Here is a 12,884-nt window from a genome sequence, read left to right as displayed (position 1 = left end):
AAAAATCATTTGGGAATAAATCATATATAAATATTTTGGTTTCTAATGGTATTAGTCCAAATATAGGTACAAATATAATGTTTAAAAGTCTCAATATAAAAATTTTAATTTTTTTGATTACACTTTTACTAGAATTATTCTTCATATGCATTAGTTTCTCCCTTTCAGAGTTTAGATATTTGCTTTACTTAACCATATATTTTGAAATCCTTTCAATCACCGTTTTAGCAAAATCTCCCCTTGACTCTTTATAATCTACATCATCAAATTTGTTTTTGCCTATGATTTTTATGTATATTAATTATTAAATTAATTATAACATTTTATATTTTCTCATATATCCACTAAAACAAATGATTTATAGAAACTTTTGTTTTGAATACCTTTTATATCAAATTAATTAAATAATATTTTATTTTCATACAATAATATTTTTAATTTATAATATATTTAAAAATATTATTATAAAATATTTTTAAATATAGGTTACATTTCTCGACAAAATGCATATATTAAAATTAGGTTACCAAAAATAACCTATTTATAAAAATAGTTATACAAAACATTTAAATCGACTTAAAAATTTAGCCGACTCTAATTTAAAAGAAATAAGGTATGTTGAAAATCAAGTAGATATTTTAAGAAACTTTAGTGGTTTGGAGGTTTAAACACAAACTCTTTCTGCATCTTGTTCATTAACTCTTCCTATTTATTATATAAGATTGTCATCTCCTCAAAATAGAACAAATGCAAAATTTAAGCTTAATTTTTATTATAGTGCTCAACCACTTATTATTCTTACAGATATAGTGTTTATTTATTGGGTGACTAGACATTATTAAATTCCACCCTACTTTTACCTATATCAAAAGCTGGCAGTAGCTTTTGATATAGGTATGACTGCAACAAAAGTAGAAAATAACGGTCCAAAAGTATTTGGCTTAGGTTATAGATTTAAAATGAATTCACAAAATAGCACTTACTATTGAAGATATGATAAGTTCACATTTAATTGTTTATAATAATTACACTCGAAAAGATATAGTACTATATGCAGAATATGGTCATAGTACTATTTCAGTTTCGCCATCATTCTCAATCCCTGGAGGTGGTTCACTAACAATCACCCCTGGTTCAGTAAAAGTAATATCAAGACAGTGGAATAGCCGAAAATGTAGTTAAATATAAATAAAAATAGTCCCAAGATATATTGGGACTATTTTTTAGATTTATCATTGTGAAACAGTATAATCGCTATACTTAGCCGTTCTATTAGCAATATAATATTTCCCCTTTTCGTAAACTTTTCCTTTATAAGTTACATCATAATCAAACTTAACAAGTAAAGTATCAGATAATTTACCCCTCAATGGTTTATCGTTAATACCATAAATTTCACTGAAACTTGCAACCATATATGATTCGAATTCTTTTTTAGGATTAAATTTATAAAAATATTTCAAAGATTTTTTATCTATAGTCTTTCCAATAAGATCTAATACCCTTATATCTCTTTCTGAAGACACTTTATAAACATCATTTGAAACACTAAAAATAGAACCATTATATCTAAATATAGGTGTAGAAGGTTGTGCTATCTTAAATCTTACACCCATTACAACCATAATTAAAATTACAAAACTTATAAAAATATACATCTTTTTAACATTCACTCTATTGCCCATTTCAATTTACCCCTCATTTAGATTATATTCGTTTAATAGTTGATATCTACATTATAACATAACCGATTTTTTACTATTTATCACGAAATTGTTTAACTTAATTATATTGACAAATCACGAAAAAACGTATGATTTATAGACGGTAAAGATTATTTTGTTAATGCTGAAAAATAAAAATTATAGTTAGAATGTACGGATACATAAATATTATTATTAACTTTTTTAGTTACAATTATTAAATGACATTTTATAGCAGTAGATTTTTTGAAATTTTATTAGTATCTATAATTTAAATAACACTATTTAGAAAAAATTAAGTATACTTAATTTATTATCTATAAAAGTAATACGGTGGAGGTACTAATGAGGGCATTAGAAATTTTATTATATTTAATGAAAAAACATAAAACAACAGTAAAAGAATTATCTGAAGAATTTAATATATCAAAAAGAACAATACATAGGGAATTAGATAAACTTTCTATATTAGGTATACCTATCATAAGTAAACGTGGAAGTGATGGTGGAATATTTTTAGATAAGAATTATATGATATCAAAGGTTATCTTAACTGAACAAGAATATAAGTCTATGATTACATCATTATATATAGGTGAAAATATAGGTGAAAATATAGAATCAATATCCATTTTGAAAAAACTTTTTTTAATAAATCCAATTAAATTAAAAGAATTCCATGATGAAGTAGCTGAATATTTTGTTATTGACTTGGTTGAGAAAAAAATGAACATGTTTGAAAAATCTAATGAATCAATAAATTACGCTTTAGAAACTAAAAGTATAATTAAAGTTTATATAGGTAAAAGATCCTATAAAATAAAACCTATCAGCTACATATTAAAATCTGATAGTTTATATCTGTACGCTTATTGTGAAGATGAATATGTACTTATAAATATAAATGAAATTGATAATATAGAAATCTTAGAAGAAAATTATGATAGGAATTTCATACATTATAAGATTAATAAAGATATTAATATTAGAAAAATAATGAAAATTTAATATTTTTTGATAAAAAAGGTATAAATAAGACGTTATATGTCATATTTATACCTTATTTTATTTATATATACTAAATTAATAAATAAAATTAGTTTAAAAATTTTATAAGGAGGTTGCCTATTGAAAGTAAAAATAAAAGAAAGTAAGCGATTAAGCATTATTATCTTGCTATTAGTAGCATTAAATTTAAATGTTGTTTTCGCTAGTGAGGAAAAGCTGTATCAAGCATACAGTCTTGCATCGTCAAATAATATTAGAGTTCTTGATGGGAAAAATGGTGAAGAAAACATTGCTTACTGTTATAATCGTGACTATAATATTCCAGGGATAAAAGAAGGTGATGAAACAGAAAAAACATACTATACAAGAATCGAAAGCTATTTAGATTCAAACGATGAATCTACAGATCAATATGGTAAAGAGAAGAAAGAAAAAATAGCAGCAGTATTAGTTGCAGGATACCCATTAGATACATATGGATTATGTGCCAAATACAAACTAACAGAATTTAAAGCAAGATATATTACTCAAAAATTAATATGGGATATAAATGATGGAAAAGATGAATACATTAAATCAGATTCTAGTGATGACTTATATTATAATGAGCTATTGAGACATTCTAAGATAGATAAATTTAAACAAGGTAACCTTGATTTAATAGGTAATTTTGAATTTGAAAAAAAACAAGATTATTGGAGCACATCTAAATTGTCAACAATCGGTGAAAATGGTATTTTAAAGTTTGATAACTTACCTGAAGATATGAAAATAGTAGATTCTAATACTAATAAGATATTAGATAATGATATTAAAGTTGGACAAGAATTTTATATTGTATCTAAAAATAAGCCATCTGAAGATTTAAATTTAAAAATAAAATATGAATATCAAATAGTAAAACTTTATTTTTATAAGTATCATTCTGGGGGAATGCCATTTAATCCTAACAAGCCTTTTCAAAATTTAGTTAGAGGTGACTTAACAGATAAAATAAAAGAGATTCCTCTAGAAATAAAATTAAATGGAAATTTTGAGAAGCCAACTTTACCTGGAGATAGTGAAGAATCAGGTAAACCAGAAACTCCAGAAATAGGTGGCACTACACCTGACTTATCTGGAGAAGAAGGTACTACTCCAGATTTACCTGGAGATAGTGGAGAATCAGGTAAACCAGAAACAGGTGATTCCACTCCTGACTTACCAAGTACAGAAGAAAATACTCCTTCATTGCCTGAAGATAGCCAAGAATCAATTAAGCCAGAAACTCCAGAAACAGGTGATTCTACTCCTGACTTACCAGATATAGAAGTAAATACTCCTTCATTGCCTGGTGATAGCCAAGAATCAGATAAGCCAGAAACTCCAGAAACAGATGGTTCTACTCCTGACTTACCAGATATAGAAGTAAATACTCCTTCATTGCCTGGTGATAGCCAAGAATCAGATAAGCCAGAAACTCCAGGAACAGATGATTCTACTCCTAACGTACCAAACTTAGAAGAAACTAAGCCACCATTACTTGAAGATAATGAAGAGTCAATTGAATCCACACAAAACACAATAAATCCTAAGACAGGAGATACAAGTACTTTAGGATTTATTATGTTAGGATTTTCATCATTAATAGGACTTGCTTTAAATAATTATAAATTTAAATAATTATATTTATACGAAAAAACTTTATTTATAAACTAAATAGAATATATTTTTAAAATTTGATATATAAAAGAGTGAATGTATTGAAATTACTAAATTCCTTTGCATTCATTCTTTTTTCTTAGTTTATTATGAAACTTTAATTATAAAGTGTTTAGTTTGAAAAATTATCCTTTACTTTATTTGTAATTTCTTCAGTAGCATATGGAGAGTTTACACTAAAAAGTTGTAAGGCTTCTCTACTTTTTGGATTTATTACATCAACTTCTATAGTTTGTACTACTTCTCCTTTTGTATTAACCATTTCTCTTTTAGTCATTTTTCCTGTTTCAATATTGATATATACATTTCCGTACTCACTAGTAAACTTCTCAATTCCTTTTTCTGATGATTTAGTTTGTTTCCATTTACTATTACTAAGTGCGTCAGTTTCTACATTTAAATATGTATCTATTGTAGAAACATTAAATAAATCTTTATTCATCTCAGCTATTTCATGCTTAGTAGTTGTCTTGTGAGCTGAATATTTGAGTGTTCCATCTTCTTGCATATCTCCGCCTATTGAAATGAATGTTTTACCAAAATCTGTAGTTAAAATTCTAGATAAGAAACTTCCATCTGTATCATATGTATCAACTTGCTCTTTTCCATTTACACGATCCATATAAGTTTCAGTGTGTCCACCCTTAGAGTACGAAACCTTAACAACTTCTACCCCATCTTCTTCAACTAAATTATTATACGATGACATTATTTTGATTTTCATTTCTGCTAAAGAGTATGTGCTTTTTTCTGTATTAGCCATAGCAACTCCACCAATACTAACTAACCCTATTAGAGCCGTAACTGTTATATATTTTTTTAATTTCATATTTTATCTCCATTAATAATAATCTTTATTGATATGCATTTGCTACCATAAATTCATGTCCCTTCCAATCATTTAATTTAGATGCATTAATATCATATATTATATAACGTCATAGATTTAGTATTTGTGACAACTAAAAAAATAAGAAAAGTTATATATTTAATAAGTTGAATAATAAACAGATAATACAGAATTAACGAGTACTACTAGTAATGTATTTTGCATATCTACAAGTTTTGTTTATATAGTTTTAAGTATAATATAGAGATTTTTATTTATATAAAAACTGAAGTTAAAAAATAATTTTAATAAATTAAATAAACTTAATTTAAAGTATGCTTAATAAATTAAAAAGTTATCTAAATTTAATAAATAAAGTTTCAGAAGAAACGTATAAATAAAAAAGAGTGAACTTATAAGAATGCAATGATTCCAGCGTATTCATTCTTTTTTATTTATAACCACTCCCTAAACGTAAATTTAGAAACCAGTAGGTATTATTTAAATTGAATTTTTATATTGTCACTATTAAAGTACACCAAGTCACCATCGTCATAGTGCCATACCGCTTTAAAATGAGTTGGTTGAATTATACCATTATTATTTTTATACTCACTGCATAATGCAGACCACTTTCTTTTTTCATAACTACCATAACCTTTGTCAGCCCACCTATCGTCAGTTTCAAAAGAAGTCATTTCACCTTTTTCATTAAATGTAAAAATTCCACTTGCTGTTATCCCACCATATGATATAGTTGCCTTCGAATGTAAATCATCGATTGATTCCCATTGTATGAAGTCTTGTAATGCTGCATTTGGTACAATCAAGCATTCTGCAAGATAAGTTACCAATGCACTCTGATTCATTTCTTTACCAGTAACATCGAATATGCTAAATGTCTTCGCTACTACACCCTTCATTCTAGCAGTATTGTCTTTATATATATATTCTATCCCCTCAAATGGTACTCCAAATAGTGAACTATCTATATGTGCTATACGGTATGGTTTTTCAACTAGATTATATTGATTATAATCAATTGATAACTTCTTACCATCTTTTCCTTGTAAGAATGGTACATCTGTAAAAACAGCATTCATATATGACATCTTAGGTTTTCCAATAAATCCACAATACTTAAAGTATTTTTGTACGGGTTCTGGTAAATTCTCTATATCTCTTTGAGTAAATTCACCCACAAAGCTATTTTCTTCTTTAGTTATTTCTTTTACCATTTTTTTAAACTCTGTTCTTTCTTTTGAAATAGGTATATTAAAGTATAGTACAATAATCCCTATTAAGACTAATACTCCCCAAATAAATATTCTCATAGATCTTTTACTCCTTATCCTCATTTTTAATCTCCATTTTTTCTAAATTATTTATAAGTAAAGCAATTCCATTTGATAAATCCTCAATATTTTTTTGAGAAAATCCATAAAACAAAGATTCCATAAATTCTTCCTCCATTGATTGCCTATCTTGAAAGTACTCAAAACATTTTTGAGTTAAACTAATACGAGATATTCTTTTATCGCTTTTATCCTCTTGAATTATTAAAAATCCTTGATTTTCCAATAGTAATGCCATTTTTTTTACATTTTGTCTTGATGTTCCTATAAGCTTTGAAATTTCACTTATAGATGGATTTGAATTTATCATAGATACCGTTGCTATAAAAAACCACTGCTTAACAGTAATTTTTTCATCCATTTTATCCCCTAGTACTTGTAGTCGATTTGCAAGTGCAAATATTGAACCAAATACATACTCTCTATGTTGAATATTTTTCAAGTTAATCACTCCTTATATAATTAATACTATATATAAATAATAGGTAACTAGTTGCTCATTTGTCAATAAATAATATAACTAGCTACCTATTATTTAACTCTTCTTTAAAAACACATTTAAAGATATCTAGTAAAAATGCCCTTAGAATCAATTTATTTGGATTCTAAGGGCTTTAACTTTATCTCAAATACCTAAAACTACTTATCTATTTTACATAAAACGGTATTTTTGAATTTTAAAAAGATTATCAATTGTTAATGTCCTAGCTAAAATTAAATTTCATCTAAAAATTTTTTATATTTACCTAGAAATTCCTCTATATCTTTAGATTTATCCCAAATTTCTATTGCACAAGGATCAAGTAAATAAAGTATAGAATCATTTAAAAGTTCAACATATTCTCCATCTTGAGATCCAAGGGCATTTCTTCTAACTTTCAATCCTTTACTTTTATAATATCTTTTTGTTTCTTTATATAATTCTTCTCGTTTTGTTATATAATTTTTGACTTCATTGTTTGAAAAACTATAGGCATCTACTATTGTTTCCCCTTCTATAAAAGTTTCTTTTGGACCTATTTTTTTATCCCAAAGATGAATTTCACTCCAACTAAAATATATCTCATCTTCGCCTGGTACAAATGAGAATTTTGAAATAACATATAAATAATTATTATAATTTATTTCATAGTAATCAGGTAGATCTTCAAAGTTAAAAAAATAATTTGTATAATCATTTGAAAGAACTTCTTTTTTTACAAAAGGAATGCTTTCAATAAATTTGTATATTGATTCTTCACTTTCAAAAACTCCTATATCATAGCATTTTTCATATTGTTCAATTTTTAATAAATATGACATAATATCTCCTTAATCCTAACTTATTTATTTTTTAATTTCTTCAAATATTAAAATAATCTTTATTTCTCATTATACAGTAGTTTTTAGCTTAATTATAATAAAAATTAGATTTTAACAATAGTCGTTTAAATCAGTTAAAACAGATGTTTTCAGGGTCATTTCTGAAAATGCTATTCTCTAAAAACACATTTAAAGATATCTAGTAAAAAATCCCTTAAAATCAATTTATTTGAATTTTAAAGGATTTATATTTGTTTTAAATACATAACTAGTCCCTAAAGTAAAATTTTAAGACTTATTGTTTTAATATAAAAAAACTGCACATAAAATCATATGTTTTATTTAACAGTTTATTAAAATTTATGACTACTTTTTAATTAAATATTTTTTATCATTATTAAACATATATTTATTTCATCCCAAAGTTCTTTTATTTCTTCCAATGGATAAAAACCGACACTTTGATAGAATTTCCTTGTATCTGCATAGTACTTATTTGAATTTGATGGTCCTAGTGTTTTAACCTGAAGAAACTTAGTACCCATGTTGGATAATGTATTATTAGCAACCTCAACTAATGATTTTCCTATATGCTTACCTTGATATTCTTTTAATACTCCTATAACATATATTTCTGATGTATACTCATTATTATGCTTTATACTTATAAATCCAATAGGTTTCTCTAAGTCATAAGCTACATAGAATTTAGTATCTTTTACACCTTCTACATATTCAACTATAGCCTCTTCAATATCAAACCACTCAGGAAGTTTTCTTAATATACAATCAGTAACGTTAGACTTAACCTCAATATCATGTATTTCTATAATCTTAAACATAATTCCCCCCCTAGCATTTTTATCATTCATCTTGAAACATTTTCTAACTAAATTATATCAGAACTTTTAATTTGAGTGTGTTCACAATAACAGATGTTTTCGTAGCTATTATTTAAAATAATTTTTATTGATATGCATTTTCCACCATAAATTCATGTACCTCAATATAACTTATTTTGCTTTAGTAATTATAGTTTTTGCAGCCTCATAAGCAGATAAATTAGTTATATCTATTTTAGGATAAATCACATCATCAAAAGCTTTTCTTGATTCATTTAAAGCTCTTTGAATACGGTCATAACTTCTATTATCAATATTCATTCTATTAATATTTTCCTCTTCGCTACACCAAAGTAAAAACGGAATAAAGTTATATTCCAATTTAGAAATTTCCATTAAAACATTTTGAAATACTTCTTTCCTTCGACCATGAAATCCATACGAAAAAACTACAGTATTAATAGTAGAACATTTTAAATAATTAATTAGTAAATCGCTAATATTCTTTGATATTGTAGGTATTGTGTCATCATTTAAAATAAATGGATTCATCATCCTACATGAATCAGAATCAACATAAGCTGAATTTGGTAATTGTTTAATAATTTCCTTACAAATAGTAGTTTTTCCTATTCCATTTGGCCCATATAAAAATAAAATTTCTTTCATCAGAATACCTCTTCTTATTAAATTAATATTTACAATAAATATTAATTTAATTGTATCACAACTATTTTTATCAAGTCTTCGCTAAGATAGTTGTGATTGATATCATTTTTAATAAATACTATTTCCTAAAAACATATTTAAAGGAGTATTGCTATTAATACTCCTTTGTTGTGGTTAATATTTAATTAAATTCTTGATTAATTAATTCTAAAGATGATTTTATATTTTCTTTTTCGATTTCACTCAAATTCTCTTCCTTTAATCTTGATTCAAATTCTGTTTTAATGAATGTAATATTGTTTAAAAATAAATTTTTTTCAATTTCTTTATTAACTAATCTATCGTCAAACTTTTTATTCTTAATGTTTTTTAATTTATTTAATAGAGTAGCTTGTTTTTCTATGGGTATTTCTTCACCTGCATAACTGAAATAAATCAAATTAAAAACCATATATTTATTTAAATCTGTATATTCATATATCTTCTCAAAATTATCAGCTAAAACATCTGGATTAAAATATTGTTTTTCTTTATTTTCTTTACTCCATAATTTGTTAATTGTAAAAAATTCATTTAACTGATAATTTATATTAGTCTGATTCATAAATTCTCCAGCTGGATCAATACCATAATTAAAAGAATCTGAATACTTAATCAATTTTATTTGTTTTATTAATTTATCTTTTTGGGACATATCACTATAAAGGCAATTTGCAAATCCGACTAATTGATAATGGTCATTTCCTAAAATTGCTTTTTTTTGTTGATCATAATCACTTTTTTTTAATCCTTTTAATTCCTCATCAATTAATTTATCTCTTAGTTTAACTAAGTCACTACTATTCATATTTTTATATTCTTTAGTTTCATAATCCCAAGTATGGACATATTTATCATTATTATCAGAAGAATTACATCCAACAGATATTAATGATATTACCATACTCATAACTACAATAATTGCTTTTTTCATAAAATCATCCTTTACCAAAAACTTTGTAATATTTTATTTCATTATTTTTTGTTCCGTGAGAATTAGATACTTATAATTTTGCTAACAAGTTAGTTCTTTTTCCTTCATCTGAATGAGCAGCATAAGAAAAAGAATAAGTTTATTTTGTATAATAATAGCCCTTCTTATGATTATTCCAAGATTTATTTAGTTGAATTTAATCTTTTTATATAAAATATTCAAGATAAAGCCGTATATTAACCCTGATATAATATAACCACTTATTTTATCAAATTTTAAAACATCCATAATTATAAAAAATATTCCTATAGCAATTAAAGTTAATATAGCTATAATAGCAAATTTATTTTTCATCACTTGAAATCTCTCCCATCTCTATTTAAATAAATACCATACCTCAATAAAATTATAGTATATTGTTTATTTTATAAAGTAACACTAAAACATATGTTTTCGTGGTTATTATTAAAAAATATTGTTCTCTAAAAACATAATGCCCTTAAAATCCAAATAAATAGATTATAAGGGCTTTAACTTTATTTAAAATGCATAACTCTAGTCCCTAAAGTGAAATTTAATGACTAGTTACTTGTTTAAATCAATATACTTTATTGCTTTTTTTGCTTTTTTACTTAAATTATTATCTTGACAAGCCTTTTTGAAATCCTCTCTCAAAGATTGCTGTTGTTCTTGACTTTGCAATCCAATTGAGCTTTGAACAGACTCTAGGGCGTCTTTTAAAATATCAGAACCAACAAAGTCACATAGTTCTTGTAAATTATCAATTAGAAATTTTAAACTATCATATGATTCATAGTACTTAATATCTTTGCCTTTTTCTTGTAAATATTGGCTGATTTGATATATTGTATTTATACCCTCAAGGAAACTACCTGATGGATCTATCACATCATTTATGCTGTTTTCGTAGTCAACAATTTCAATTTGTTTTATTAATTTTTCTTTTTGGGTTAAATTGCAATATTTTTTATCAACAAATCCAACCAGTCCAACCTCAGGGTCTAAAATTGCATCTTTACGTATTTGAATATGTTCTTCCCCAAATTCTCTAAGAGGTTCTATATTTTTATCAATTGACTTACTCCTAATATCTATTAATTGGTTCATATTCATAGATTTTAAATCTTTTTGGTTCACATTTGTAAATTTTAAATCTTTTTGGTTTATATTTGTAGATTTTAAATCTTTTTGGTTCATATTATTTTTATTAAAAAATATTATAATTAATAAAAATAATATTGACAATAAAGTAATAAAGAGAACTTTATTTTTATTAATAAATATCACCACCTTATTTATGATTTATAAAATACGCATTAAAATCAATTACATATTATACGTGCCACTTTCCCAAAACGTTACATCATCTGTACGCAAGCATTGTGAAACAAAATTGGCACAGTCTCTATATCCATGCTTTCTTGCATAAGCTAAGGCATTTTATCTATAACTAGCAAAATTTGTTTTCAATGAAATTGAATAAACTTCACCATCATAATGATTTTTACTATTTTGGTAATGCTTTTAATGCACTTTTAACTTTATCACTTAAATTATCTTTTAAGTATACTTTTTCTAATTCCTTATTCAATGATGCTTTTTCTTTTTCTGAAATATATAGTTTTATTGAAGGATCAATACGTTCCACTACATTTTTTTCATCGTAATCAACAAAGTCACATAGTTCTTGTAAATTATCAATTAGAAATTTTAAACTATCATGTGATTCATAGTACTTAGGATTTTTGCCTTTTTCTTTTAAAAATTGGCTAATTTGGTACATTTCATTTGCACCTTCAATGAAACTACCTGATGGATCTATTACGTCACTTCTGTAGTTTTGGTGATCAACAATTTCAATTTGTTTTATTAATTTTTCTTTTTGGGTTAAATTAGGATATCTTTTATCAACAAATCCAACCAGTCCAACCAGTCCAAGATCAGGATCTAAAATTGCATCTTTACGTCTTTGAATATCATCTTCCCCAAATTCTCTAAGAGGTTCCAAGTTTTCATCAATAGCTTTATCCCTAATCTTTATTAATTGATCAACACTTAAATCTTCTAAATTTTGTACGTTTAGACTGTCGTTATAAAAATTTTTTTGATTTTCACTATCTAAATTATTTTGATTTTTACTATCTAAATTCTTTTCCACAAATGATGTACTGGTAAAAGTACAACATATTAGTAATGCTGATAATGAAACTATTAAGCTTCTTTTGATTTTTAATTTTTTTAATATCATAATATACCTACCAATTTTAAATTATATACTGTTGTATTTTCAAAATACTTAAAATCTCAATATTTGTTGCCTTCGTCCTGCAAACTCCCATAAACATGATATAAATCTGTCTATATTTATAGTTAAGTAATAAAAGGGAATTATAAAAATTAAACTGCTTTATTTAGACATGAGTTAATTATACAAAAACTTTCAAAAAAATAATTAAAAATGGATTAAAATGAGTTTATTTG

13 protein-coding genes are annotated in these 12,884 nt (G+C 25.2%); 2 read left to right on the top strand and 11 right to left on the bottom strand.

Translation table 11 applies throughout. The annotated features are described in order from the left end of the window. Positions 1-1,232 precede the first annotated feature (1,232 nt). Entirely contained in the window at positions 1,233-1,685 is a 453-nt protein-coding gene (locus tag JNUCC81_RS07660) for a hypothetical protein (RefSeq protein WP_454096043.1), read from the bottom strand. A 363-nt stretch (positions 1,686-2,048) separates the two neighbouring features. Between JNUCC81_RS07660 and JNUCC81_RS07655 the strand changes: the two genes are divergently transcribed. Together JNUCC81_RS07655 and JNUCC81_RS07650 are read left to right on the top strand one after the other, a co-directional pair. Next, positions 2,049-2,711, top strand: a complete 663-nt coding sequence (locus JNUCC81_RS07655; protein ID WP_454096042.1) for a helix-turn-helix transcriptional regulator — start codon at positions 2,049-2,051, stop codon at positions 2,709-2,711. Positions 2,712-2,831: 120 nt separating this feature from the next. Further along, positions 2,832-4,373 carry a Cys-Gln thioester bond-forming surface protein gene (locus JNUCC81_RS07650; RefSeq protein WP_454096041.1) on the top strand — a complete coding sequence of 514 codons (1,542 nt, stop codon included), beginning with the start codon at positions 2,832-2,834 and terminating at the stop codon, positions 4,371-4,373. Positions 4,374-4,524: 151 nt separating this feature from the next. Here the strand turns inward: JNUCC81_RS07650 and JNUCC81_RS07645 are convergent, their stop codons facing one another. From JNUCC81_RS07645 to JNUCC81_RS07600, 10 genes are all read right to left on the bottom strand, one after another. Next, positions 4,525-5,241, bottom strand: a complete 717-nt coding sequence (locus JNUCC81_RS07645) for a hypothetical protein (RefSeq protein ID WP_454096040.1) — start codon at positions 5,239-5,241, stop codon at positions 4,525-4,527. 497 nt (positions 5,242-5,738) lie between these two features. Next, entirely contained in the window at positions 5,739-6,575 is an 837-nt protein-coding gene (locus tag JNUCC81_RS07640) for a DUF6544 family protein (protein ID WP_454096039.1), read from the bottom strand. Positions 6,576-6,582: 7 nt separating this feature from the next. Continuing rightward, positions 6,583-7,038, bottom strand: coding sequence for a MarR family winged helix-turn-helix transcriptional regulator (locus tag JNUCC81_RS07635; protein ID WP_454096038.1), 456 nt, complete (start codon positions 7,036-7,038; stop codon positions 6,583-6,585). A 272-nt stretch (positions 7,039-7,310) separates the two neighbouring features. Continuing rightward, positions 7,311-7,898 carry a hypothetical protein gene (locus JNUCC81_RS07630; protein ID WP_208333839.1) on the bottom strand — a complete coding sequence of 196 codons (588 nt, stop codon included), beginning with the start codon at positions 7,896-7,898 and terminating at the stop codon, positions 7,311-7,313. Between the two features lie 377 nt (positions 7,899-8,275). Next, entirely contained in the window at positions 8,276-8,740 is a 465-nt protein-coding gene (locus tag JNUCC81_RS07625) for a GNAT family N-acetyltransferase (protein ID WP_454096037.1), read from the bottom strand. Positions 8,741-8,911: 171 nt separating this feature from the next. Next, entirely contained in the window at positions 8,912-9,409 is a 498-nt protein-coding gene (locus tag JNUCC81_RS07620) for an AAA family ATPase (RefSeq protein ID WP_454096036.1), read from the bottom strand. A 181-nt stretch (positions 9,410-9,590) separates the two neighbouring features. Beyond that, on the bottom strand, positions 9,591-10,382 hold the full coding sequence (locus tag JNUCC81_RS07615; protein ID WP_454096035.1) for a hypothetical protein: 792 nt from the start codon (positions 10,380-10,382) through the stop codon (positions 9,591-9,593). 186 nt (positions 10,383-10,568) lie between these two features. Beyond that, a complete protein-coding gene (locus JNUCC81_RS07610) occupies positions 10,569-10,739 on the bottom strand; it encodes a hypothetical protein (protein WP_454096034.1) in 171 nt (56 codons plus the stop codon). Between the two features lie 228 nt (positions 10,740-10,967). After that, on the bottom strand, positions 10,968-11,648 hold the full coding sequence (locus tag JNUCC81_RS07605) for a hypothetical protein (protein WP_454096033.1): 681 nt from the start codon (positions 11,646-11,648) through the stop codon (positions 10,968-10,970). 262 nt (positions 11,649-11,910) lie between these two features. Further along, entirely contained in the window at positions 11,911-12,651 is a 741-nt protein-coding gene (locus tag JNUCC81_RS07600) for a hypothetical protein (protein WP_454096032.1), read from the bottom strand. Between the last annotated feature and the right edge of the window lie 233 nt (positions 12,652-12,884).

Source organism: Faecalimicrobium sp. JNUCC 81 (assembly GCF_053667625.1).
The sequence above is the reverse complement of the archived record's forward strand: the minus strand, read 5'-3'. Positions and strand labels throughout refer to the sequence as shown.